This window comes from Kitasatospora sp. cg17-2, assembly GCF_054031055.1.
On record NZ_CM132923.1, the window covers coordinates 6,841,887 to 6,866,695 of the forward strand.

General features: G+C 71.5%; 22 protein-coding genes. 17 read left to right on the forward strand and 5 right to left on the reverse strand.

What is annotated here, in order from left to right:
• Nucleotides 1-47 precede the first annotated feature (47 nt).
• The 6 genes from zapE to ACW14Y_RS28860 all read left to right on the forward strand — a co-directional run bounded on the left by zapE (nt 48) and on the right by ACW14Y_RS28860 (nt 6,308).
• On the forward strand, nt 48-1,127 hold the full coding sequence (zapE, locus tag ACW14Y_RS28835) for a cell division protein ZapE (protein WP_456983831.1): 1,080 nt from the start codon (nt 48-50) through the stop codon (nt 1,125-1,127).
• 69 nt (nt 1,128-1,196) lie between these two features.
• On the forward strand, nt 1,197-1,571 hold the full coding sequence (locus tag ACW14Y_RS28840) for a type II toxin-antitoxin system RelE/ParE family toxin (RefSeq protein WP_380300519.1): 375 nt from the start codon (nt 1,197-1,199) through the stop codon (nt 1,569-1,571).
• Nucleotides 1,568-1,876: a helix-turn-helix domain-containing protein gene (locus ACW14Y_RS28845; protein WP_320441052.1), complete on the forward strand. Its 309-nt coding sequence runs from the start codon at nt 1,568-1,570 to the stop codon at nt 1,874-1,876. The genes ACW14Y_RS28840 and ACW14Y_RS28845 overlap by 4 nt, the downstream gene beginning before the upstream one ends.
• A gap of 44 nt (nt 1,877-1,920) precedes the next feature.
• Complete coding sequence (gene uvrB / locus ACW14Y_RS28850) at nt 1,921-4,023, forward strand: excinuclease ABC subunit UvrB (protein WP_380386946.1); 2,103 nt, start codon at nt 1,921-1,923, stop codon at nt 4,021-4,023.
• Nucleotides 4,024-4,491: 468 nt separating this feature from the next.
• Nucleotides 4,492-5,073, forward strand: a complete 582-nt coding sequence (locus tag ACW14Y_RS28855; protein WP_380300521.1) for a TerD family protein — start codon at nt 4,492-4,494, stop codon at nt 5,071-5,073.
• Nucleotides 5,074-5,297: 224 nt separating this feature from the next.
• Entirely contained in the window at nt 5,298-6,308 is a 1,011-nt protein-coding gene (locus tag ACW14Y_RS28860) for a TerC family protein (RefSeq protein WP_456983833.1), read from the forward strand.
• 74 nt (nt 6,309-6,382) lie between these two features.
• On the opposite strand, the gene ACW14Y_RS28865 is transcribed toward ACW14Y_RS28860, so the two are convergent.
• Nucleotides 6,383-7,036, reverse strand: coding sequence for an MBL fold metallo-hydrolase (locus ACW14Y_RS28865; protein ID WP_093860106.1), 654 nt, complete (start codon nt 7,034-7,036; stop codon nt 6,383-6,385).
• 57 nt (nt 7,037-7,093) lie between these two features.
• Complete coding sequence (locus ACW14Y_RS28870) at nt 7,094-7,855, reverse strand: maleylpyruvate isomerase family mycothiol-dependent enzyme (RefSeq protein ID WP_456983835.1); 762 nt, start codon at nt 7,853-7,855, stop codon at nt 7,094-7,096.
• 268 nt (nt 7,856-8,123) lie between these two features.
• Here ACW14Y_RS28870 and uvrA point away from each other — a divergent pair, with 268 nt between their 5' ends.
• The 11 genes from uvrA to ACW14Y_RS28925 all read left to right on the forward strand — a co-directional run bounded on the left by uvrA (nt 8,124) and on the right by ACW14Y_RS28925 (nt 21,252).
• Nucleotides 8,124-11,036: an excinuclease ABC subunit UvrA gene (gene uvrA, locus ACW14Y_RS28875; protein ID WP_340634209.1), complete on the forward strand. Its 2,913-nt coding sequence runs from the start codon at nt 8,124-8,126 to the stop codon at nt 11,034-11,036.
• Nucleotides 11,037-11,171: 135 nt separating this feature from the next.
• On the forward strand, nt 11,172-11,606 hold the full coding sequence (locus ACW14Y_RS28880; protein ID WP_380308046.1) for a Rieske (2Fe-2S) protein: 435 nt from the start codon (nt 11,172-11,174) through the stop codon (nt 11,604-11,606).
• A 51-nt stretch (nt 11,607-11,657) separates the two neighbouring features.
• The gene (uvrC, locus tag ACW14Y_RS28885; protein WP_380308048.1) at nt 11,658-13,748 is read left to right on the forward strand and encodes an excinuclease ABC subunit UvrC; all 2,091 of its coding nucleotides are present in this window, start codon (nt 11,658-11,660) and stop codon (nt 13,746-13,748) included.
• Nucleotides 13,749-13,866: 118 nt separating this feature from the next.
• Complete coding sequence (gene rapZ, locus ACW14Y_RS28890) at nt 13,867-14,778, forward strand: RNase adapter RapZ (RefSeq protein ID WP_266274180.1); 912 nt, start codon at nt 13,867-13,869, stop codon at nt 14,776-14,778.
• A 66-nt stretch (nt 14,779-14,844) separates the two neighbouring features.
• Nucleotides 14,845-15,975, forward strand: a complete 1,131-nt coding sequence (locus ACW14Y_RS28895) for a gluconeogenesis factor YvcK family protein (protein ID WP_380308051.1) — start codon at nt 14,845-14,847, stop codon at nt 15,973-15,975.
• Complete coding sequence (gene whiA / locus ACW14Y_RS28900) at nt 15,966-16,946, forward strand: DNA-binding protein WhiA (protein ID WP_030394969.1); 981 nt, start codon at nt 15,966-15,968, stop codon at nt 16,944-16,946. Before ACW14Y_RS28895 ends, whiA begins: the two co-directional genes overlap by 10 nt.
• A gap of 334 nt (nt 16,947-17,280) precedes the next feature.
• Nucleotides 17,281-18,285 (forward strand): type I glyceraldehyde-3-phosphate dehydrogenase, encoded by a 1,005-nt coding sequence (gene gap / locus ACW14Y_RS28905; protein WP_266274178.1) that lies wholly within the window; start codon nt 17,281-17,283, stop codon nt 18,283-18,285.
• A gap of 151 nt (nt 18,286-18,436) precedes the next feature.
• On the forward strand, nt 18,437-19,642 hold the full coding sequence (locus tag ACW14Y_RS28910) for a phosphoglycerate kinase (RefSeq protein WP_456983838.1): 1,206 nt from the start codon (nt 18,437-18,439) through the stop codon (nt 19,640-19,642).
• Between the two features lie 7 nt (nt 19,643-19,649).
• Nucleotides 19,650-20,435 (forward strand): triose-phosphate isomerase, encoded by a 786-nt coding sequence (gene tpiA / locus ACW14Y_RS28915; protein ID WP_266274175.1) that lies wholly within the window; start codon nt 19,650-19,652, stop codon nt 20,433-20,435.
• 87 nt (nt 20,436-20,522) lie between these two features.
• A complete protein-coding gene (gene secG, locus ACW14Y_RS28920; protein ID WP_030394965.1) occupies nt 20,523-20,759 on the forward strand; it encodes a preprotein translocase subunit SecG in 237 nt (78 codons plus the stop codon).
• A gap of 205 nt (nt 20,760-20,964) precedes the next feature.
• Nucleotides 20,965-21,252, forward strand: a complete 288-nt coding sequence (locus tag ACW14Y_RS28925; RefSeq protein WP_030308030.1) for an RNA polymerase-binding protein RbpA — start codon at nt 20,965-20,967, stop codon at nt 21,250-21,252.
• 80 nt (nt 21,253-21,332) lie between these two features.
• On the opposite strand, the gene pgl is transcribed toward ACW14Y_RS28925, so the two are convergent.
• Genes pgl through zwf form a run of 3 tightly spaced genes read right to left on the reverse strand, consistent with a single transcriptional unit; the run spans nt 21,333 to nt 24,747 of the window.
• Nucleotides 21,333-22,121 (reverse strand): 6-phosphogluconolactonase, encoded by a 789-nt coding sequence (gene pgl, locus ACW14Y_RS28930; protein ID WP_456983841.1) that lies wholly within the window; start codon nt 22,119-22,121, stop codon nt 21,333-21,335.
• Nucleotides 22,118-23,203, reverse strand: coding sequence for a glucose-6-phosphate dehydrogenase assembly protein OpcA (gene opcA / locus ACW14Y_RS28935; protein WP_380308057.1), 1,086 nt, complete (start codon nt 23,201-23,203; stop codon nt 22,118-22,120). The genes pgl and opcA overlap by 4 nt, the downstream gene beginning before the upstream one ends.
• The gene (gene zwf, locus ACW14Y_RS28940; protein WP_380308069.1) at nt 23,200-24,747 is read right to left on the reverse strand and encodes a glucose-6-phosphate dehydrogenase; all 1,548 of its coding nucleotides are present in this window, start codon (nt 24,745-24,747) and stop codon (nt 23,200-23,202) included. The genes opcA and zwf overlap by 4 nt, the downstream gene beginning before the upstream one ends.
• Between the last annotated feature and the right edge of the window lie 62 nt (nt 24,748-24,809).

A 24,809-nucleotide genomic window follows, 5' to 3' on the forward strand; every position in this document is an offset into this window, starting at 1 on the left:
GCGGCCGGGGTCGGAGTCCGCGCCGAGCGGGCGTACCCTTGACCACCGTGCCCGCACCCTCCAGCCCCGACACCGCGACCGAGCCGATAGCCGGCGCCACCGGTTCGCCGATCGCCCTCACCGACCGCCGTCCGGTCGTGCCCGCCGAGCGCCTGGTCGCCGAGATGGTGCCGCCGCCGCGCTTCTCCGACGTGAGCTTCGGGACGTACCTCCCGGACCCGGGCCAGCCCAGCCAGTACGAGGCCGTGCAGGTCCTGGAGCAGTTCGCGGGCGCGCTCAACGGCGCGAGCGGCGCCGCGCCCAAGCGCGGCTGGTTCCGCCGCGGCACCCCGGCCCCGGCCGGCCCGTCCGGCATCTACCTCGACGGCGGCTACGGCGTCGGCAAGACCCACCTGCTCGCCTCGCTCTGGCACGCCGTCCCCGGCCCCAAGGCCTTCGGCACCTTCGTCGAGCTGACCAACCTGGTCGGCGCGCTCGGCTTCCAGCAGGCCGTGCGGACCCTGTCCGACCACCGCCTGCTGTGCATCGACGAGTTCGAGCTGGACGACCCGGGCGACACCGTCCTGGTCTCCACCCTGCTCGGTCGCCTGGTCGAGAACGGCGTCAAGCTGTGCGCCACCTCGAACACCCTGCCGGAGAAGCTGGGCGAGGGCCGGTTCGCCGCCGCCGACTTCCTGCGCGAGATCCAGGGCCTGTCGGCGCACTTCCGCCCGATGCGGATCGACGGCCAGGACTACCGCCACCGCGGCCTGCCCGACGCCCCGCCCCCGTACCGGGACACCGAGGTCGACGCGGTCGCCGCCCGCACCCCCGGCGCCTCCCTGGACGACTTCGACACCCTGCTCGCCCACCTCCCCGCCGTCCACCCCAGCCGCTACGGCGCCCTCCTGGACGACGTCACCGCCGTCTGCCTGCGCGGCGTCCGCCAGGTCGACGACCAGTCCACCGCCCTGCGCCTGGTCGTCCTCGCCGACCGCATGTACGACCGCGAACTCCCCATCACCGCCTCCGGCCTCCCCTTCGACCAGGTCTTCCCTGAGGAGATGCTCCGCGGCGGCTACCGCAAGAAGTACCTCCGCGCCGTCTCCCGCCTCGTCGCCCTCGCCCGGGACAGCGCCAAGAACTGACAGCGTGACCTCCGGCCCCGTCCGGCGTTGCTCCCTGCGGAACGAAGGGGGAGACGGAGAGGGGTGCAGGTGACCGGGGACCGGGCGGTCCGGACGATCGAGATCGAGCCCGAGGTGCGGGCATGGCTGCGTACCTGCTCGACCGCCGAGTACCGGGCGGTCGAGCGTGCCGCCGACCGGCTGGCCGAGGACGGCGAGATGCTTCCTTTCCCGCTTGCCAGCCATCTCGGGGGTCCGCTGAGGGAGCTGCGGATCGGTCCGAGGCGGGTCACCTACTGGCTCGCCCCCGGCCGACGGGCTGTGCTGCTGACGGTCTTCCGCAAGACTAGGAGCCGCGAGACCGACGAGGTCGAGCGGGCGCACCGGGCGCAGAAGGCGTGCGAGGCCGAGCACGGGCCCGCCGGCGAGCACGAGGTCTACGACAGGGACGAGGAGGAGCGATGAGCGGCGGCTACCACACCCGCTGGGTCGTGCCACCGGAACACCGGGAGACCGAGGAGTACCGGGCCGCAGGTCGGCGGATGGCCCTGGCCGAGGCGGTCCATGCCCGCCGTTCGGCTCTCGGCTGGACTCTCGCCGAGCTCGCCGAACGGACCGGCCTGGACGAGGAGACCGTCGAGAGTATCGAGGAGAGCGGCGTCGACCCCACGCTGCCGCTGATCGAGCGGCTCGCCGCCGCCTTCGACTCGGCGGTCCGGATCGACCCCGCGGCGGAGCCCGCCATCACCTTCGAGGCGCATGCGGCCTGAGTGAACGGGCTCCGGTTGTCGGTGGTGGGTCGTACGGTGGTGGCGTGCGACCCATCACGAGTATTGAGCGGTCAGTGGCGCCCTTCGAGGTCGTCAGTCCCTACCAGCCCAACGGTGACCAGCCGGCGGCGATCGCCGAGCTGGAGCGGCGGATCCGCGGCGGGGAGAAGGACGTCGTCCTGCTCGGTGCCACCGGTACCGGCAAGTCGGCCACCACGGCCTGGATGATCGAGAAGCTGCAGCGGCCCACCCTGGTGATGGCGCCGAACAAGACGCTGGCGGCGCAGCTGGCGAACGAGTTCCGCGAACTGCTGCCCAACAACGCGGTCGAGTACTTCGTCTCGTACTACGACTACTACCAGCCCGAGGCGTACGTCCCGCAGACGGACACCTACATCGAGAAGGACTCCTCGATCAACGAGGAGGTCGAGCGGCTGCGCCACTCGGCGACCAACTCGCTGCTGACCCGCCGGGACGTGGTCGTGGTCGCGTCGGTGTCCTGCATCTACGGCCTCGGCACCCCGCAGGAGTACGTGGACCGGATGGTGCGGCTGAAGGTCGGCGAGGAGATCGACCGGGACGTGCTGCTGCGCCGCTTCGTCGACATCCAGTACACCCGCAACGACCTGGCCTTCAGTCGCGGCACCTTCCGGGTCCGCGGCGACACCATCGAGATCTTCCCGGTCTACGAGGAGCTGGCCGTCCGGATCGAGATGTTCGGCGACGAGATCGAGGCGCTGTACACGCTGCACCCGCTCACCGGCGAGATCATCAGCCAGGACGACTCCGTGCACGTCTTCCCGGCCTCGCACTACGTGGCCGGTCCGGAGCGGATGGAGCGCGCGGTCACCGACATCGAGAAGGAGCTGGAGCAGACCCTCGCCAGGATGGAGAAGCAGGGCAAGCTGCTGGAGGCCCAGCGGCTGCGCATGCGCACCACCTACGACCTCGAGATGCTGCGCCAGATCGGCACCTGCTCCGGGGTCGAGAACTACTCGATGCACTTCGACGGCCGTGAGCCCGGCTCCCCGCCGAACACCCTGCTGGACTACTTCCCGGAGGACTTCCTCCTGGTCATCGACGAGTCGCACGTCACGGTGCCGCAGATCGGCGCCATGTACGAGGGCGACGCCTCGCGCAAGCGGACCCTGGTCGAGCACGGCTTCCGGCTGCCCTCGGCGATGGACAACCGCCCGCTGAAGTGGGAGGAGTTCCTGGAGCGGATCGGCCAGACCGTCTACCTGTCGGCGACCCCGGGCAAGTTCGAGCTCTCCCGGGGCGACAGCCCGGTCGAGCAGATCATCCGCCCGACCGGCCTGATCGACCCCGAGGTGATCGTCAAGCCGACCGAGGGCCAGATCGACGACCTGGTGCACGAGGTCCGCAAGCGGGTGGAGAAGGACGAGCGGGTCCTGGTCACCACCCTCACCAAGAAGATGTCCGAGGACCTCACCGACTACATGCTCGGTCTGGACATCCGGGTCCGGTACCTGCACAGCGACATCGACACCCTGCGCCGGGTCGAGCTGCTGCGCGAGCTGCGGGCCGGCGAGTACGACGTGCTGGTGGGCATCAACCTGCTCCGTGAGGGCCTGGACCTGCCCGAGGTGTCGCTGGTGGCGATCCTGGACGCGGACAAGGAGGGCTTCCTGCGCTCCGGCACCTCGCTGATCCAGACCATCGGCCGCGCGGCCCGCAACGTCTCCGGCCAGGTCCACATGTACGCGGACCGGATCACCCCGGCGATGGAGAAGGCCATCGACGAGACCAACCGCCGCCGGGAGGTCCAGCAGGCGTACAACAAGAAGCACGGGATCGACCCGCAGCCGCTGCGCAAGAAGATCGGCGACATCCTGGACACCCTCGCCCGCGAGGACGTGGACACCGACGAGCTGCTCTCCACCGGGTACCGCGCGCCCGGCGGCAAGGGGGCCAAGGGCAAGGCGCCGGTGCCGGCCCTGGGCGCCGACCGCAAGCCGGCGAAGTCGATGCCGGCCGCGGAGCTGGCGGATCTGATCCAGTCGATGACCGACCGGATGCACGCCGCCGCGACCGACCTCCAGTTCGAGGTGGCGGCCCGGCTGCGCGACGAGGTCAAGGAGCTGAAGCGGGAGCTCCGGCAGATGCGCGAGGCCGGTATCGCGTAGCACCGGCCCCGACTGCCCACCGGGCGTGGCCGGTTCTCCCCCCGGCCGCGCCCGCCGGTGCGTCACGGCCCCGGCGAAGGGGTACACGGCGGGAAAGGCGTTCGACGGCAGGGCTCAGGCCCTGTCTCTTGGATTTTGTCGGATCAGGCCGCGGCGTCGGGGTGCGTGCATCGCAAGGCGGAGGAGGGAGCCACTGCGGTGGGGGCACCTCCCGGCCGGAGGCTGGGGGCCATTGGCGACCGACGACAACGCGGCGTGGGGGTACCCCCGGCCGAAGGCTGGGGGAGTGCGTGCCCCGACGTCGAGGCCCCGGCAAGGATCCAAGAGACAGGGCCTAGGCTGGCCTGCGGTGCCGTCCTTGTCGGGCGGCCGGTAAAGAGGGGGCCTCAGCCGGGGGACGGCAACGGGGTGTTCCACCGTGGAGCCGGCGCGGGGATCCCGTGCGGCTGGGCAGAGAGGACAACCGCCGTGTCGGTGAACCTGGCCAAGGGACAGCGGGTCAGTCTGCAGAAGGGCCCGGGGGAGACGCTCACCGTGGTCCGGATGGGCCTGGGCTGGCGGGCGGCGCCCCGGCGGGGCCTGTTCGGCAGCCGGACCCGGCAGATCGACCTGGACGCCTCGGCGCTGCTGTACGCCGAGCACACTCCGTCCGACGTGGTCTTCTTCCAGCACCTGGAGAGCTCCGACGGCTCGGTCCGGCACACCGGGGACAACCTGGTCGGCGGCTCCGGGGCGGGGGAGGACGACGAGGCGATCCTGGTCGACCTGGCGCACGTGCCGCCGCACATCACCCAGGTGGTGTTCACGGTCAGCTCCTACACCGGGCAGACCTTCGCCGAGGTGCAGAACGCGCACTGCCGGCTGGTGGACGAGTCGACCGGGCTGGAGCTGGCCCGCTACGACCTGACCGGCGGCGGTCCGCACACCGGGCAGATCATGGCGAAGGTGTTCCGGGACGGCGCCGGGGGCTGGGAGATGCAGGCCATCGGCGCCCCGGCGAAGGGCCGCTCCTTCCAGGACCTGCTGCCGGCCATCGAGCCGTTCCTCTGACCGCTCCTCTGACGGTTCTTTACCTTCTTTACCTTTCCTTGGGAGTGCTGTTACCCTTCTTGCAGCGGAGGGGAGTATTCCCTCGCAGTCGTCCCCGTCATCACGGGTGCCCGTCGCGGCATCCCGGGGCGCTGGTCCACGGTCGCGCAGCCGCGCGTCCGACGGGCGGAAGAGACCTCCGGCAGTGACGATGACTGTCTCGCCTACCTGCCGGAGGAGCAGTAGTGGACGTTTCCGTAAGTTTGTGGGTCGGCACGATCGTGGTGCTTCTGGCACTGGTCGTCGCCGATTTCTTCATCGGTGGTCGCAAGCCGCACGAGGTCTCGATCAAGGAAGCCGGCGTCTGGACCACGGTCTGGGTCGTGCTGGCGGCGATCTTCGGCGGTTTCCTCTGGTGGCACTCCGGCGCGACGCCGGCCGGTGAGTTCTTCGCCGGTTACATCACCGAGAAGTCGCTCAGTGTCGACAACCTGTTCGTCTTCATCCTGATCATGGGCAAGTTCGCGGTGCCGCGGATCTACCAGCAGCGCGTGCTGATGTTCGGTGTGATCATCGCCCTGGTGCTGCGCGCGGTCTTCATCGCCGGCGGTGCCGCGCTGGTCGCCCAGTTCTCCTGGGTGTTCTTCATCTTCGGCGGCTTCCTGATCTGGACGGCCTGGAAGCTGATCAAGGAGGCGCGGGCCGACGAGGAGGACGAGGAGTTCGAGGAGAACCGCCTGCTCAAGTCGATCGAGCGGCGCTTCCCGTCGACCGACAAGTACCACGGCACCAAGCTCTTCGTCCGGGAGAACGGCCGCCGGCTGATGACCCCGATGCTGATCGTCATGATCGCGATCGGCACCACCGACGTCCTGTTCGCGCTGGACTCGATCCCGGCGATCTTCGGCCTGACCCAGGACCCGTACATCGTCTTCACCGCCAACGCCTTCGCCCTGATGGGTCTGCGCCAGCTGTACTTCCTGATCGGCGGCCTGCTGAAGAAGCTGGTCCACCTGTCGTACGGCCTGTCGATCATCCTGGGCTTCATCGGGGTGAAGCTGGTGCTGCACGCGCTGCACGAGCAGGGTGTGCACGTGCCGGAGATCGGCATCCCGTTCTCGCTGGGCTTCATCGTGGTGGTGCTCGCCGTCACCGCCGTGACCAGCCTGATGGCCTCCAAGAAGGCCGCCCTGGCCGAGCAGGCCGAGCAGGGCGGACAGGGCGGGCAGGGCGAGCCGGAGAAGCTGGACGCCTGACGCACCCCCTCCCCGAACCGGGCGGGCCCGCGACCGAGCAGTGGTCGCGGGCCCGCCCGTTCGGCTGTCGGCGGCTACCAGCCGCGCTCGCGCCACTCCGCGAGGTGCGGGCGCTCCGCCCCGAGGGTGGTGTCGTCGCCGTGGCCGGGGTAGACCCAGGCCTCGTCCGGCAGCACGTCGAAGATCTTCCCGGTGACGTCCCGGAAGAGGCTCGCGAAGGCGTCCTTGTCGCCCCAGGTGTTGCCGATGCCGCCTGGGAAGAGGCAGTCGCCGGTGAACACGTGCTGGTGGCCCACCGGGTCGTCGTAGACCAGCACGATCGCGCCGGGGGTGTGGCCGACCAGGTGCCGGACGGTCAGCTCGCAGCGGCCCACCGCGAGGGTGTCGCCGTCCGCGAGCGGCAGCGCGGTGGGGACGTCGATGCCCTCGGCGTCGTGCTCGCCCGCCGCGGTCCGCGCGCCGGTGGCGGCGACCACCTCGGCCAGCGCCCCCCAGTGGTCGTGGTGGCGGTGGGTGGTGACCACGGTGGCCAGCCGCTCGCCGACCGTCTCCAGCAGCACCGGCGCCTCGGCCGCCGCGTCGATCAGCAGCTGCTCGTCGGTGTCGCGGCAGCGCAGCAGATAGGCGTTGTTGTCGTGGGGGCCGACCGCCACCTTGGTGATGATCAGGTGCGCCAGCTCGCGCACGTCCGGCGGCCCGCCGACCTTGACCGCTCCGTGGTACGTCATACGTCCGCTCCTTGTCGGGCTACAGGGTCAGGGCCATCCTCGCGCCTGCGAGGGGGCTCAGCCCAACGGGGGGAGGACCGGCAGGCCGGTGCCGGGGGTGCGGCGCAGCTCGGCGCCGTCGGACCGGCCGGAGAGCCAGGCGAGCAGGGCGCGGACGGGGCCCTCGACGGTCAGCGCGGGGGTGCCGGCGCCGATCACGGCGCGTTCGGCGGTGTCCTCGGCCAGCAGCTCGACGGCGGGCAGTCCGGCGCCGGCCGGCCCGGCCAGCTTCTCGGCGAGCTGCCGGAACTCGACGGTGGCGAACTCCTCCGGCCAGTGCGCGGGGGTGTAGCCGGCGTCCAGGTCGACGTGGTGGTACTCGACCTCCGCCAGCCGCCGCCAGGGGATCTCCGCGGCCGGGAAGACGATGCCGCTGCGGTGCTTGACCTCCGCGGCCCAGGCCCCGTCCGGCAGCAGGGCGGCCGCCGCTCCGAAGCGGGCGTGGGAGGCGCGCAGGTCGGCGAGCTGCTCGTCCGCCGGGCGGGGCGCGCCCGCCTCGATGTCCCGGTCCCGGACCTCCTGGTTCGGGTACTGCGGGATGTCGGTGCCGGTGCGGGCGCCGTCCAGCAGGTTGACCAGCGAGTCGGCGTTGCGGGCGAGGTGGGTGAGGACGTGGCCGCGGGTCCAGCCGGGCAGCGCGGAGGGCCCGGCGACGGCCTCCGCCCCGATCCCGGCGACGGTCCGCAGCAGCAGGCGGGTGCTCTCCTCGACCTCGGCCAGGCGCCGGGCGGCGACGGCGGGCAGGGGGGTGGTGGCGGGGTCGGTCCGCGGGTCGGTCATCGATTCGGCCTTCGGTGGGAGACGGCGCGTTGCCCCGAGGGGGCTTCGCTCGTTGACCAGGTGACGCTACCGCCGTTGCCCGCCGCCGAGCAGGGACTTTTCGGTCCGCGCGTCAAGACTCCGCGCGCCGTCCTCACTCGTTCGGGTGGACCCGGCTGGACGAGCTCGATAATCGAACGCGTGAGCTAGTAGGCTGGCTGCCGCATCCTGGTAGAAGTACATCCCTCGAAACCCAGCCCTCTCGCCCCGGAGAAAGGCGCCAGAAGCAGTGGCCGACCGCCTCATCGTGCGCGGTGCTCGCGAGCACAACCTCAAGAACGTCTCGCTCGACCTGCCCCGCGACTCCCTCATCGTCTTCACGGGCCTCTCCGGCTCCGGCAAGTCCTCGCTGGCCTTCGACACCATCTTCGCGGAGGGCCAGCGCCGCTACGTCGAGTCGCTGTCCTCCTACGCCCGGCAGTTCCTGGGCCAGATGGACAAGCCCGACGTCGACTTCATCGAGGGCCTCTCCCCGGCCGTCTCGATCGACCAGAAGTCCACCAACCGCAACCCCCGCTCGACCGTCGGCACCATCACCGAGGTCTACGACTACCTCCGGCTGCTGTTCGCCCGGATCGGCAAGCCGCACTGCCCGCACTGCGGCCGCCCGATCGCCAAGCAGTCCCCGCAGGCCATCGTCGACAAGGTGCTGGAGCTCGCCGAGGGCACCCGCTTCCAGGTCCTCAGCCCGGTGGTGCGCGAGCGCAAGGGCGAGTTCGCCGACCTCTTCGCCGACCTCCAGTCCAAGGGCTACGCCCGGGCCCGGGTGGACGGCGAGACGGTCCAGCTCGCCGAGCCGCCCAAGCTGAAGAAGCAGGAGAAGCACACCGTCGAGGTGGTCGTCGACCGCCTCACCGTCAAGGACAGCGCCAAGCGCCGGCTGACCGACTCGGTGGAGACGGCCCTGCGGCTGAGCGGCGGCATGGTCGTGCTCGACTTCGTCGACCTCCCGGAGGACGACCCCGAGCGCGAGCGGATGTACTCCGAGCACCTCTACTGCCCGTACGACGACGTGTCGTTCGAGGAGCTGGAGCCGCGCTCGTTCTCCTTCAACTCGCCGTTCGGCGCCTGCCCGGACTGCTCCGGCCTCGGCAACCGGATGGAGGTGGACCCGGAGCTGGTGGTGCCCGACGACGAGCGCTCGCTGGACGAGGGCGCCATCCACCCCTGGTCCGGCGGCCACACCAAGGAGTACTTCCAGCGGCTGATCGACGCCCTCTCCGGCGAGCTGGGCTTCCGCACCGACATCCCCTGGGCCGGGCTCCCGGCCCGCGCCAAGAAGGCGCTGCTGTACGGCCACAAGCACCAGGTCGAGGTCCGCTACCGCAACCGCTACGGGCGCGACCGCTCCTACACCACCGGCTTCGAGGGCGCGGTGCCCTTCATCCAGCGCCGCCACCAGGAGGCCGAGAGCGACTCCAGCCGTGAGCGCTTCGAGGGCTACATGCGCGAGGTGCCCTGCCCGACCTGCCAGGGCAGCCGGCTCAAGCCGGTGGTGCTGGCGGTCACCGTCGAGGGCCGCTCGATCGCGGACGTCTCCTCGATGTCGATCAGCGACTGCTCCGACTTCCTCGGCGCGATGAAGCTGAACGCCCGGGACAAGCAGATCGCCGAGCGGGTCCTCAAGGAGGTCAACGAGCGGCTGCGGTTCCTGGTCGACGTCGGTCTGGACTACCTCTCGCTGGACCGCGCGGCCGGCACCCTCTCCGGCGGCGAGGCCCAGCGGATCCGGCTCGCCACCCAGATCGGCTCCGGCCTGGTCGGCGTGCTCTACGTGCTGGACGAGCCGTCCATCGGCCTGCACCAGCGCGACAACCACCGGCTGATCGAGACCCTGGTCCGGCTGCGCGACATCGGCAACACCCTGATCGTCGTCGAGCACGACGAGGACACCATCAAGATGGCCGACTGGGTGGTCGACATCGGCCCCGGCGCCGGCGAGCACGGCGGCAAGGTGGTGCACTCCGGCTCGCTGAAGCAGCTGCTCGCCAACAAGGAGTCCCTCACCGGCCAGTACCTGTCCGGCAAGCGGAGCATCCCGATCCCGGCCGCCCGCCGCGCCCGGGACAAGAAGCGCCAGCTCACCGTGCACGGCGCCCGCGAGCACAACCTCAAGGACGTCACGGTCGGCTTCCCGCTCGGCACCTTCACCGCGATCACCGGTGTCTCCGGCTCGGGCAAGTCCACCCTGGTCAACGACATCCTCTACACCCACCTCGCCCGGGAGCTGAACGGCGCCCGCACGGTGCCCGGCCGGCACACCCGGATCACCGGCACCGACCTGGTGGACAAGGTCGTGCACGTCGACCAGTCGCCGATCGGCCGCACCCCGCGCTCCAACCCGGCCACCTACACCGGCGTCTTCGACCACGTCCGGCGGCTGTTCGCGGAGACCCAGGAGGCCAAGGTCCGCGGCTACCTGCCCGGCCGCTTCTCGTTCAACGTCAAGGGCGGCCGCTGCGAGAACTGCTCCGGCGACGGCACCATCAAGATCGAGATGAACTTCCTGCCGGACGTCTACGTGCCGTGCGAGGTCTGCCACGGCGCCCGCTACAACCGGGAGACGCTGGAGGTCCACTACAAGGGCCGGTCCATCGCCGAGGTGCTGGACATGCCGATCGAGGAGGCCCTCGACTTCTTCGAGGCCGTCCCGGCGATCGCCCGGCACCTGCGCACCCTCAACGACGTCGGCCTCGGCTACGTCCGGCTCGGCCAGTCCGCGCCGACCCTCTCCGGCGGCGAGGCCCAGCGGGTGAAGCTCGCCTCCGAGCTGCAGAAGCGCTCCACCGGCCGGACGGTCTACGTACTGGACGAGCCCACCACCGGCCTCCACTTCGAGGACATCAGCAAGCTGATCAAGGTCCTCTCCGGCCTGGTGGACAAGGGCAACACGGTCATCGTCATCGAGCACAACCTCGATGTCATCAAGACCGCGGACTGGATCGTCGACATGGGCCCCGAGGGCGGCTCCGGCGGCGGCAGCGTGGTCGCCGAGGGCACCCCCGAGGAGATCGCGGCCGTCTCCGAGAGCCACACCGGCAAGTTCCTCCGGGACATCCTGCCGGGCGGCTTCGAGGAGGCCCCGGCCGCGCCCGCCAAGGCCAAGGCCCCCCGCAAGCGCGCCGCGGCGGCGCGCAAGTAGCGGACGGGCGTCGCCGCCCACCCCCGCCCGCCCCCGGCACCCCGGGGGCGGGCGGAGGCGCGGCGCATAGAATTCCGGGCGGCCCGCAGCCGCGAAGCCGCCGCCGAACGCCGCCGCCGAACCAGGAGCACCCTCATGTCCGAGGCCCCCGAGAGCCCCACCCCCTCCCGCCGCACCCTGCTCTGCGGGGCCGCGGCCGTCCTCGCCGCCGGCGGCACCGTCGCCGTCACCGGCTGCTCCTCGACCTCCTCCGGCTCCGACTCCGCCGCCAAGACCCCGGTCGACCTCGGCCCGGCCTCCGGCGTCCCGGTCGGCGGCGGCACCGTGTTCCGCGAGAAGAAGATCGTCGTCACCCAGCCCGCCGAGGGCCAGTACAAGGCGTTCAGCGCCAAGTGCACCCACGCCGGCTGCATCGTCGACCAGGTCAAGAACCAGAAGATCCAATGCCCCTGTCACGGCAGCATGTTCGGCATCACCGACGGCGCCGTGCAGGACGGCCCGGCCCCGACCCCGCTGCCCGCGTACGACGTGGTGGTCGAGGGCGGCAACCTCAAGGTGACCCCGCGCTGAAGCAGTTGATCTCCCGCACGCGCCCCCGGCCCGAGTCGGTACGGTGGACCCATGGCTGACCCGTCCACCTACCGTCCGGCGCCGGGTGCGATCCCGACCTCGCCCGGTGTCTACAAGTTCCGCGACGCCCACGGGCGGGTCATCTACGTCGGCAAGGCCAAGAGCCTCCGGCCCCGGCTGTCCTCCTACTTCCAGGACCTCGCCGGGCTGCACCCCCGCACCGCCACCATGGTCACCACCGCCGCCTCGGTGGAGTGGACCGTCGTCGCCACCGAGGTCGAGGCGCTCCAGCTGGAGTACTCCTGGATCAAGGAGTTCGACCCCCGGTTCAACGTCAAGTACCGGGACGACAAGAGCTATCCGGAGCTCGCGGTCACCCTCAACGAGGAGTTCCCGCGGGTCCAGGTGATGCGCGGCTCGCACCGCAAGGGCGTGCGCTACTTCGGCCCCTACGGCCACGCCTGGGCGATCCGCGAGACCGTCGACCTGCTGCTGCGCGTCTTCCCCGTCCGCACCTGCTCCAACGGCGTCTTCAAGCGCGCCGCCCAGGTCGGCCGCCCCTGCCTGCTCGGCTACATCGGCAAGTGCGCCGCGCCCTGCGTGGGCCGGATCACGCCCGAGGACCACCGGGCGCTGGCCGAGGACTTCTGCGACTTCATGGCCGGGCGCACCGGCAACTACCTGCGCCGGCTGGAGACCGAGATGCAGGAGGCGGCCGCCGACCTGGAGTACGAGAAGGCCGCCCGGCTGCGCGACGACATCGGCGCCCTCAAGCGGGCCATGGAGAAGAACGCGATCGTCCTCGCCGACGCCACCGACGCCGACCTGCTGGCCGTCGCCGAGGACGAACTGGAGGCGGCCGTCCAGATCTTCCACGTCCGCGGCGGCCGGGTCCGGGGCCAGCGCGGCTGGATCACCGACAAGGTCGAGGACGTCGACACCGCCGGGCTGGTCGAGCACGCCCTCCAGCAGCTCTACGGCGGCGTCGGCGGCGGCGCCGAGGACCGCGGCGAGGCCGTCCCGCGCGAGGTGCTCGTGCCCGCGCTGCCCGACCCGGCCGAGCCGGTGCGGGAGTGGCTGGGCGGGCTGCGCGGCGCCCAGGTCGACCTGCGCATCCCGCAGCGCGGCGACAAGAAGGACCTCATGGCCACCGTGCAGCGCAACGCCCAACAGGCGCTCGCCCTGCACAAGACCAAGCGCGCCTCCGACCTCACCACCCGCAGCCGCGCCCTGCAGGAGATCACCGACGCCCTGGAGCTGGACAGCGTCCCGCTGCGGATCGAGTGCTTCGACATCTCCCACCTCCAGGGCGAGGACGTGGTCGCCTCGATGGTGGTCTTCGAGGACGGCCTGGCCCGCAAGAGCGAGTACCGGCGCTTCGAGATCAAGGGCTTCGAGGGCCAGGACGACGTCCGCTCGATGCACGAGGTGATCAGCCGCCGGTTCCGCCGCTACCTCCAGGAGCGCGAGCGCACCGGCGAGTGGGCCGTGCCCGAGGAGGGCCCCGAGGACACCGCCGACGCCGCCGCCGAGGCCGTCGGCACCGCCGTCGACGGCACCGGCACCCGGGCCGAGGACGGCCGCCCCCGGCGCTTCGCCTACCCCCCGCAGCTGCTGGTCGTCGACGGCGGGCAGCCGCAGGTCGCCGCCGCCCGGCGGGCCCTGGACGAACTCGGCATCGACGACGTCGCGCTGTGCGGCCTGGCCAAGCGCCTGGAGGAGGTCTGGCTGCCCGGCGAGGACGACCCGGTGGTGCTCCCGCGCAGCAGCGAGGGCCTCTACCTGCTCCAGCGGGTCCGCGACGAGGCCCACCGCTTCGCCATCGGCTACCAGCGCGGCAAGCGTTCCAAGCGACTCACCGCCGGAGAACTGGACTCCGTCCCCGGCCTCGGCGAGACTCGCCGTCAGGCGCTGCTCAAGCACTTCGGCTCGCTGAAGAAGCTTCGGGCGGCCACCGTCGACGAACTCTGCGCGGTCCCCGGCATCGGCCGGCGGACGGCGGAGACCGTTGCGGCGGCGTTGTCGTCCCGTACACCTGCCGCACCAGCGGTGAACACCGCCACGGGCGAGATCATCGAGGACGGCGCCGACGAGCCGGCGCCCGCGGCGCCCGAGACCGCACCCATCCAGGAGACGCCATGACGGCCGACGCCGCCCGTCAGTCGGCGTGCCCCGCGCCCACTCGTCCGAGTGAGGCCGGGAAGCATGCCCGCGCGACGCGCGTTCTCCACAGCAGAACCACCGAGAGCGGGGAACCGAAGTGACCGTGTCCGATTACGGGGGCACCGCCCGGCCGGAGGCCGGCGGCGAGAACACCCCGGAGCTGGTGATCATCTCCGGCATGTCCGGGGCGGGCCGCTCCACCGCCGCCAAGTGCCTGGAGGACCTGGGCTGGTTCGTCGTCGACAACCTGCCGCCGGCCCTCATCCCGACCATGGTCGACCTCGGAGCCCGCTCCCAGGGCAACGTCGCCCGGATCGGCGCCGTGGTGGACGTCCGGGGCCGGCAGTTCTTCGACGACCTGCTGACCTCGCTGGACGAGCTGGAGAAGCGCGGCGTGCGGCTGCGCGTCGTCTTCCTCGACTCCTCCGACGACGCCCTGGTCCGCCGCTTCGAGAGCGTGCGCCGCCCGCACCCGCTCCAGGGCGACGGCCGGATCGTCGACGGCATCGCCCAGGAGCGCGAGCTGCTGCGCGAGCTCCGCGGCGAGGCCGATCTGGTGATCGACACCTCCAACCTCAACGTCCACCAGCTCCGGGCCAAGCTCGACGCCCAGTTCGCCGACCACGACGAGCCCGAGCTGCGCGCCACCGTGATGTCCTTCGGCTTCAAGTACGGCCTGCCGGTCGACGCCGACCTCGTGGTGGACTGCCGCTTCCTGCCGAACCCGCACTGGGTGCCCGAGCTGCGGGCCAGGACCGGCACCGACGCGGACGTCGCCGACTACGTGTTCCAGCAGCCCGGGGCCAACGAGTTCCTCAACGGCTACGCCGAGCTGCTGCGCATTGTCACCGAGGGCTATCGCCGCGAGGGGAAGCGTTACATGACCCTTGCCGTAGGCTGCACCGGTGGCAAGCACCGCAGTGTCGCGATGTCCGAGCGGCTGACGAAGCGTCTGATCTCGGACGGCGTGGAAACGGTGCTCGTCCACCGTGACATGGGACGGGAGTAGCCGCCGCACCCCTTGCCGGGCCGCCGGCGGAGGTCGGCGGCCCGGCAAGAGGAACGCGAGGTAGGTGTGACGGGATACGTGCCCGGGCGGCAGCTGCAGAACAAGACCGCCGACCGGAGCGGGAGCACGGTCAGGTCCATCCTGACCGGCCGGTCCCGCACCGGGGCGGCCCGCACCGGCCCGGCCCGTCCCCACCAGGCGCCCAGGAGCAGTCAGGCCCCGCGGATCACCGCGCTCGGCGGCGGCCAGGGCCTGTCGGCCTCGCTCTCCGCGCTGCGCCGGCTCACCACCGACCTCACCGCGGTGGTGACGGTCGCCGACGACGGCGGCTCCAGCGGCCGGCTCCGCGAGGAGCTCGGGGTCCTGCCCCCCGGCGACCTCCGCAAGGCGCTCGCCGCGCTCTGCGGGGACGACGACTGGGGCCGCACCTGGTCCGAGGTGATCCAGCAGCGCTTCACCGGCACCGGTGAGCTGGGCGGCCACGCGGTCGGCAATCTGCTGATCGTCGCGCTCTGGGAGAAGCTCGGGGACCCGGTGGCGGCCCTGGACTGGGTCGGCCGGCTGCTCAACGTCCAGGGCCGGGTACTGCCGATGTCGGCGGTCCCGCTGGACATCGAGGCGATAGTCCGGGGGCACGATCCGGCCTTCCCCACCGAGCTGGGCGCCGTCCGCGGCCAAGCCAGCGTGGCGGTCACTCCCGGCACCGTGCAGTCCGTCCGGCTCGTCCCGGACGAGCCGCCCGCCGTGCCGGAGGCGGTCACCGCGGTGCGGGAGGCGGACTGGGTCGTGCTCGGCCCCGGTTCCTGGTTCACCAGCGTGCTGCCGCACCTGCTGGTGCCCGAGCTGGTGAAGGCCCTGGTGGAGACCCGCGCCCGCCGCCTGCTCACGCTGAACCTCGCCCCGCAGCCCGGCGAGACCGAGGGCTTCACCCCGCAGCGTCATCTGGACGTCATCGCCGACCACGCCCCCGCACTCGCGGTGGATGCGATCCTGGTGGACGAGCGCGCCGTCACCGGCGGCGCCTTCGGCCAGGCCGACCTGGCCGGCCTGGAGAAGGCCGCCGAGCGGATGGGCGCCGCACTGGTGCTCGGACGGGTCGCCCGTACCGACGGCACGCCGCGACACGACCCGGAGCTCTTGGCCGCCGCGTACGACCGGATTTTCCGGACACATGGAAGGATCGGGCCATGGCGATGACTCCAGCGGTGAAGGACGAAATCAGCCGGCTCCCGGTCACCCGGGCCTGCTGCCGCAAGGCGGAGGTGTCGGCGATCCTGCGTTTCGCGGGCGGGCTGCACATCGTGAGCGGCCGCATCGTGATCGAGGCGGAGCTCGACACCGGAGCCGCCGCCCGGCGCCTGCGCAAGGACCTGCTGGAGATCTTCGGACACTCCTCGGACCTGGTCGTGATGGCCCCCGGCGGCCTGCGGCGCGGCAGCCGCTACGTGGTCCGGGTGGTCAAGGACGGCGAGCTGCTCGCCCGCCAGACCGGGCTGGTCGACGGCCGCGGTCGCCCGATCCGGGGTCTGCCCCCGGCCGTCGTCTCCGGCGCCACCTGCGACGCCGAGGCGGCCTGGCGCGGCGCCTTCCTGGCCCACGGCTCGCTCACCGAGCCCGGCCGCTCGTCCTCGCTGGAGATCACCTGCCCCGGTTCGGAGGCCGCCCTCGCCCTGGTCGGCGCCGCCCGCCGGCTCGGTATCCCCGCCAAGGCCCGCGAGGTGCGCGGCGTGGACCGGGTGGTGATCCGCGACGGCGACGCGATCGGCGCGCTGCTCACCCGGCTCGGCGCGCACGAGTCGGTGCTGGCCTGGGAGGAGCGCCGGATGCGGCGCGAGGTGCGGGCCACCGCCAACCGGCTCGCCAACTTCGACGACGCCAACCTGCGCCGCTCGGCCCGGGCCGCGGTCGCGGCCGGCGCCCGGGTGGCCCGCGCGCTGGAGATCCTCGGCGAGGAGGTGCCCGAGCACCTGGCCGCCGCGGGCCAGCTGCGGATGCAGCACAAGCAGGCCTCGCTGGAGGAGCTGGGCGCGCTCGCCGACCCGCCGCTGACCAAGGACGCGGTGGCCGGCCGGATCCGCCGACTGCTGGCGATGGCCGACAAGCGCGCCTCCGAGCTCGGACTGCCGAGCACCGAGGCCAATCTCACCGACGAGATGGCGCTCAGCTGACGCCTCCCGCCGACCGGGTCCGGCCGGGGTCTTGACGATCGCACCCGGAGATGATCCACGCGCCGGTGTCCGCCATGCGGGCACCGGCGCTGTCGTGTCCGGGGGCAGGGACGGGCCGCCGCCGGGGGCCTTCGCGAGGGTCGGGACCAACTGCCCGGACGGGCAAGGCCGGACGGCCCGAAATCGGTGGGAACACGCGCCACGCCAGGGGTTGCGCAATCGCCTGATGTGCTCCACCCGGCCTCGGAGGGGTAGGGTCATAGGCGGTCGGGGACATCCCAAAATTCCACCCCGTCGGCATAGCGTCCGGCGTACCTAACGAGGAGATCGGTTCGTGACGATCCGGGTAGGCATCAACGGATTCGGCCGCATCGGCCGCAACTTCTTCCGTGCGGTTAAGTCCCAGGGCGCGGACATCGAGATCGTCGGCGTCAATGACCTGACCGACACCAAGACCCTGGCGCACCTGCTCAAGTACGACTCGATCCTGGGCACCTTCCCGGGCGAGGTGTCCCACACCGCGGACAGCATCACCGTCGACGGCACGACCTTCAAGGTCATCGCCGAGCGCGACCCGGCCAACCTCCCCTGGGGCGAGCTGGGTGTCGACATCGTCATCGAGTCGACCGGTATCTTCACCAAGGCCGAGGCTGCGAAGAAGCACGTCACGGCCGGCGCGAAGAAGGTCATCATCTCGGCGCCCGCCACCGACGAGGACATCACCATCGTCATGGGCGTCAACGACGAGAAGTACGACGCCGCCAAGCACACCGTCATCTCCAACGCCTCCTGCACCACCAACTGTGTGGCGCCGCTGGCCAAGGTGCTGAACGAGAACTTCGGCATCGTCAAGGGTCTGATGACCACGGTGCACGCGTACACCAACGACCAGGTCACCCTGGACTTCCCGCACAAGGACCTGCGTCGCGCCCGCGCCGCGGCCCTCAACATCATCCCGACCTCGACGGGTGCCGCCAAGGCCACCGCCCTGGTCCTCCCGGAGCTCAAGGGCAAGCTGGACGGCACCTCGCTGCGCGTCCCGGTCCCGACCGGCTCGATCACCGACCTGGTGGTCACCCTGGAGCGCGACGTCACCGTCGCTGAGGTCAACGAGGCTTTCCAGAAGGCCTCCGAGACCACCCTCAAGGGCATCCTGCAGTACACCGAGGACCCGATCGTCTCCTCCGACATCGTGAACTCGCCGTTCTCCACGATCTTCGACTCGCTGATGACCATGGTCCAGGGCAACCAGGTCAAGGTCTTCGGCTGGTACGACAACGAGTGGGGCTACTCGAACCGCCTCGTCAACCTGACCACCCTCGTCGGTGCCGGGATCTGACGCAGCGGGAGCTGACGTGAAGTAGGGGGGAGGGCCCGGAAGGCATGTGCGAAGCCGACCGGGCCCTCCGTCTGCGCACCCTCAACTCCCCTTTGACGGCCCGCTGTTGTGCCGTCGCCTGCTCCACCATCTCGCCAGGAGACCGAAGACCGTGAAGACCATCGAAGATCTGGACGTCGCCGGCCGGCGCGTGTTCGTGCGCGCGGACCTGAACGTCCCGCTGTCCGGCGGCACGATCACCGACGACGGCCGGATCCGCGCCGTCGCCCCGACCATCGCCAAGCTCGTCGAGCGCGGCGCGAGGGTCGTCGTCGCCTCCCACCTCGGCCGCCCCAAGGGCGCGCCGGACCCGCAGTTCTCCCTCGCGCCGGTGGCCGCCCGCCTCGGCGAGATCCTCGGCCGGCCGGTCGCGTTCGCGACCGACACCGTGGGCGAGAGCGCGAAGGCCACCGTCGCCGCCCTGGCCGACGGCGAGGTCACGCTGCTCGAGAACCTGCGCTTCAACGCGGGTGAGACCAGCAAGGACGACGCCGAGCGCGGCGCCTTCGCCGACGAGCTGGCCGGCCTCGCCGACCTCTACGTCGGTGACGGCTTCGGTGCGGTGCACCGCAAGCACGCCTCGGTGTTCGACCTGCCGGCCCGCCTGCCGCACGCGGTCGGCGACCTGATCGCCACCGAGGTCGGCGTCCTCAAGCGCCTCACCGAGGAGGTCGAGCGCCCGTACGTGGTGGTGCTCGGCGGCTCCAAGGTCTCCGACAAGGTCGGCGTGATCGACAACCTGCTCGGCAAGGCCGACCGCATCCTGATCGGCGGCGGCATGGCGTTCACCTTCCTCAAGGCCAAGGGCTACGAGGTCGGCAGCTCGCTGCTGCAGGAGGACCAGATCCCGACGGTGCTGGACTACCTCAAGCGCGGTGAGGAGAACGGCGTCGAGTTCGTGCTGCCGGTGGACGTCGCGGTCTCCGGGTCGTTCCCGGACGTCAAGACGCAGGCGCCGGTCGAGGACTTCGCCGTCGTCGCCGACGACGCCATTCCGGCGGGCACGCTGGGCCTGGACATCGGCCCCCGCTCCGGCGCGCTGTTCGCGGAGAAGCTGGCCGACGCGAAGACGGTGTTCTGGAACGGCCCGATGGGCGTCTTCGAGCACCCGGCCTTCGCCGACGGCACCCGGGCCGTCACCCAGGCCCTGATCGACAGCGACGGGTTCACCGTGGTCGGTGGCGGCGACTCCGCCGCGGCCGTCCGCATCCTGGGCTTCGACGAGACGAAGTTCGGACACATCTCGACCGGCGGTGGCGCGAGCCTCGAATACCTGGAGGGCAAGACCCTCCCCGGTCTCGCCGCACTGGAAGGCTGAATCACGCATGACTGAGCGTCTCCCGCTGATGGCGGGCAACTGGAAGATGAACCTCAACCACCTCGAGGCCATCCAGCACACCCAGAAGCTGGCCTTCGCGCTGGCCGACAAGGACTACGAGGCGGTCGAGGTGGCCGTCCTCGTGCCGTTCACCGACCTGCGTTCGGTGCAGACCCTGGTCGACGGCGACAAGCTGAAGATCAAGTTCGGCTCGCAGGACATCTCGCAGTACGACGGCGGGGCCTACACCGGCGAGATCTCCGGCCCGATGCTGTCCAAGCTGAAGTGCACCTACGCGGTGATCGGCCACTCCGAGCGCCGCGAGTACCACGACGAGACCGACGAACTGGTCAACGCCAAGGTCAAGGCCGCCTACCGGAACGGGATCACCCCGATCCTGTGCATCGGCGAGCCGCTGGAGATCCGCAAGGCCGGCACCCACGTCGAGTACACGCTGGCCCAGCTCGACGGCGGTCTGAAGGACGTCCCGGCCGACCAGGCCGAGTCCGTCGTCGTCGCCTACGAGCCGGTCTGGGCGATCGGCACCGGCGAGGTGGCGACCCCCGAGGACGCCCAGGAGGTCTGCGCCGCCATCCGTGCCCGGATCGCCGAGCTGTACTCCGCCGAGCTCGCGGACAAGGTCCGGGTGCTGTACGGCGGTTCGGTCAAGTCGTCGAGCGCGGCCGGTCTGATGGCCAAGCCGGACATCGACGGCGGCCTGGTCGGCGGTGCCTCGCTGGACGCCGAGGAGTTCGTCAAGATCGTGCGGTACCGTGAGCAGGCAGTAGGCTAACGCCGCCGCAGCAACGTAGGCTTTGGGGCCGGACCACCCGACGTGGTCCGGCCCCTTCGCCGAAGATACGAGAGAGTTGGTCCCGCCGTGGTTCTCGGGTTCTCGATTGCCCTGATCGTCTTCAGCCTGCTGATGATCCTCCTGGTGCTGCTGCACAAGGGAAAGGGCGGCGGCCTGTCGGACATGTTCGGTGGCGGCGCGATGTCCACCGGCGGTGGCTCCGCGGTCGCCGAGCGCAACCTCGACCGCATCACGATCGTGGTCGGTCTGGGCTGGTTCGCCTCGCTGTTCGTACTCAGCATGGTCCTGAAGTACAAGAGCTGACATACCTCTGACGCCCCGTCGCCCCGCGGCCTATCCTGGAAGGGTCCGGGGCGGAGCCGGTGGTGGCGCATCCTTAACTCCTGCTTACACTAGGACGACTTTCGCCACCGACGCGCATCGCGGCGCGTCGGCGCACCAGCACGCAGGGAGTCAGACCGTGGCAAGTGGCAACGCCATCCGTGGCAGCAGGGTCGGAGCCGGCCCGATGGGTGAGGCGGAGCGCGGCGAATCCGCCCCCCGCAACCGGATCTCCTTCTGGTGTGCCAACAAGCACGAGACCCGGCCGAGCTTCGCGGCCGAGGCGGTCATCCCGGACACCTGGGACTGCCCGCGCTGCGGCTTCCCGGCCGGGCAGGACGAGCACAACCCGCCCGCGCCGTCCCGCAACGAGCCGTACAAGACGCACCTGGCGTACGTCCGCGAGCGGCGCACCGACGCCGACGGCGAGGCGATCCTCGCCGAGGCGCTGGCCAAGCTCCGCGGCGAGATCTGAGCAGGCGAACACCGAAGGGCGCCACCCGTGACGGGTGGCGCCCTTCGGTGTTCCCGAGTGTTCCCGGGTGTTCCCGGGCCTCAGGCGGAGGCCGGGGGGTACAGCTGGGGCGGCAGCCGGTCCGCGGCGGCGCGGTCCAGCAGCCACAGCGTGCGGCCGGTGCCGTGCGCGCCGGAGGCGGGCGCCTGCAGCTCGCCCGGGCCGGACAGGGCCAGCGCGACCGCGTCCGCCTTGTCCTCGCCGGCCGCCAGCAGCCAGACCTCGCGGGCGGCCCGGATCGCCGGCAGGGTGAGCGAGATCCGGGTCGGCGGAGGCTTCGGCGCGCCGCGCACGCCGATCACCGTCAGCTCGGTCTCCCGCACCCCGGGGTGCTCCGGGAACAGCGAGGCGACATGGGTGTCCGGGCCGACGCCGAGCAGCAGCACGTCGAAGGCGGGCACCCGGAGCCGGCCGGCCGGGCCGGCCGCCTTCGCCAGCTCCTCCGCGTAGCGGGCCGCCGCGGCGTCCACGTCCGAGCCGTCGACGCCGTCCGAGGCGGGCATCTCGTGCACCCGCGCCGGGTCGAGCGGTACGGCGTCCAGCAGCTCGGCGCGGGCCTGGACGGCGTTGCGCTCCGGGTCGCCGGAGGGCAGGAACCGCTCGTCGCCCCACCAGAGGTCCAGCCGCGCCCAGTCGATCGCGTCGCGCGCCGGGGAGGCGGCGATCGCGGCCAGCAGGGCGTTGCCGTTGCGTCCGCCGGTGAGCACCACCGAGGCGGCGCCGCGGGCGGCCTGGGCGTCCACGATCCGGGTGATCAGCCGGGCCGCGGCCGCCTGGGCCATCAGCTCCTTGTCCCGGTGGACGACCAGCTGCGGGGTGGCCGAGGTCATGCGCCCGCCTTCTTGGCGGCGCGCTTGGCGGAGCCCTTGCGGGCCCCGCCGTCGGCCTCCCCGGCCGGGGCGGTGGCGGCGGCCGTCTCCTCGGCCACGGCCTCCTCGACGGCCACGCCGGCGGTCGCGGTCACGGCCGCCGGCTCGGTGGTGGCCGGCTCCTTGAGCCGCTCCACCGGGGTGCGGACGGCCGTCGCGTAGATGTCGTCCGGGTCGAGCCGGCGGAGCTCCTCGGCGATCAGCTCCGAGGTCTCGCGCCGCTTGAGCGCCACCTGGCGGTCCGGCGAGCGGGGCATCGAGAGCGTGCCCAGCAGGCCGTCCGGGCGGTCCAGGGTGATGTCCCCGTCCGTGGTGCGCAGGTGCACCGCGGTGATGCCCGGGCCGTTGGTGACGACCCGCTCGACCGGCACGTGCAGCCGGTTGTGCAGCCACAGGCCGAGCAGTTCCACGCTGGGGTTGTACGACTCGCCCTCGACCACCGCGGAGGTGATCGCGGACGGCCGCTGGTCCAGCGCGGCGGCCAGCATCGAGCGCCAGCCGGTGATCCGGGTCCAGGCCAGGTCGGTGTCGCCCGGGGTGTAGCTCTGGGCCCGCTGGGCGAGCTGGCCGACCGGGGACTCGGCGGTGACCGCGTCCGTGATCCGGCGCTGGGCGAGCGCGCCGAGCGGGTCCTGCGCCGGGTGCAGCGGCGCGTTCTCCGGCCACCAGACCACGACCGGGGCGTCCGGCAGCAGCAGCGGCAGGACGACCGACTGGGCGTGCGCGGCGAGTTCGCCGTGCATGCGCAGGACGACCGTCTCGCCGGAGCCGGCGTCGGAGCCGACCAGGATCTCGGCGTCCAGACGGGTCTCGGCGCGGGCCCGGGGCGAGCGCCCGGCGCGCTTGATGACCGCCAGGGTGCGCGAGGGGTGCTCGCGGGAGGCGTCGTTGGCGGCCCTGAGGGCGTCGTAGGCGCTGCCCTCGTCGGTCACGATCACCAGGGTGAGCACCATGCCGGCGGCCGTCGAGCCGCTGGCCCGGCGCGCCTCCATGAGCGCTGCGTTGATCTTGCTGGACGTGGTGTCCGTGAGGTCGGTCTTCATGGCCGGCGCCAGCTCCTGCCGTCTCGTGCGAGCATCTCGTCCGCCTCGGCCGGGCCCCAGGTACCGGCCGCGTACTCGGCGGGCTTGCCGTGGGCGTCCCAGTACTTCTCGATCGGGTCGAGGATCTGCCAGGAGAGCTCGACCTCCTGGTGACGGGGGAAGAGGTTGGCGTCGCCGAGCAGCACATCGAGGATGAGCCGCTCGTACGCCTCCGGGGAGGACTCGGTGAAGGACTCGCCGTAGGCGAAGTCCATCGTGACGTCCCGGACCTCGAAGGAGGTGCCCGGCACCTTGGAGCCGAACCGCACGGTGACGCCCTCGTCCGGCTGCACCCGGATGACCAGGGCGTTCTGCCCCAGCTCCTCGGTCGCGTAGGAGTCGAACGGCAGGTACGGGGCGCGCTGGAAGACCACCGCGATCTCGGTGACCCGGCGGCCCAGCCGCTTGCCGGTGCGCAGGTAGAACGGCACCCCGGCCCAGCGGCGGTTGTTGATCTCCAGCTTGATGGCCGCGTAGGTGTCGGTCTTGGAGTCCGGGTTGATGCCGTCCTCGTCGAGGTAGCCGCCGACCTCCTCGCCGCCCTGCCAGCCGGCCGTGTACTGGGCGCGCACGGTGTGCTCGCCCAGGTCGGCCGGGAGCTTGACGGCGCTGAGCACCTTGAGCTTCTCGGCCACCAGCGCCTTCGGGTGGAAGGACGCCGGCTCCTCGATGGCGGTGAGCGCCATCAGCTGGAGCAGGTGGTTCTGGATGACGTCACGGGCGGAGCCGATGCCGTCGTAGTAGCCGGCCCGGCCGCCGATGCCGATGTCCTCGGCCATCGTGATCTGCACGTGGTCGACGTACGACCGGTTCCAGATCGGCTCGAACATCTGGTTGGCGAAGCGGAGCGCCAGGATGTTCTGGACGGTCTCCTTGCCCAGGTAGTGGTCGATCCGGAAGACCTCGTCCCGGGGGAAGACCTCGTGGACGATCCGGTTCAGCTCCTGGGCGGACTCCAGGTTGTGGCCGAAGGGCTTCTCGATGACGGCGCGGCGCCAGGACCCGCTCGGCGGATCGGCCAGCCCGTGCTTCTTCAGCTGCTGGACGACGGTCGGGAAGAACTTCGGCGGCACGGACAGGTAGAAGGCGAAGTTGCCGCCGGTGCCCTGGGCCTGGTCCAGCTCCTCGATGGTCTCGCGGAGCTTGTCGAAGGCGTCGTCGTCGCCGAAGTCGCCCTGGACGAAGCGCATGCCCTTGGCGAGCTGCTGCCAGACCTCCTCGCGGAAGGTGGTGCGGGCGTGCTCCTTGACCGCGTCGTGGACCTCCTTGGCGAAGTCCTCGTCCTCCCACTCGCGGCGGGCGAAGCCGACGAGCGAGAAGCCCGGCGGCAGCAGGCCGCGGTTGGCCAGGTCGTAGATGGCCGGCATGAGCTTCTTGCGGGAGAGGTCGCCGGTGACCCCGAAGATGACCAGGCCGGACGGCCCCGCGATGCGCGGGAGCCGCCGGTCCGAGGGGTCGCGAAGCGGGTTGACGGGTGCCGGCGGGAGGTCGTCCGCGTCCTGCACCGGGGTCAACTCGGGGAAATCAGTGCTCACTTGATGGGCTCCGCTTTCGTGCGCCGTTCGCA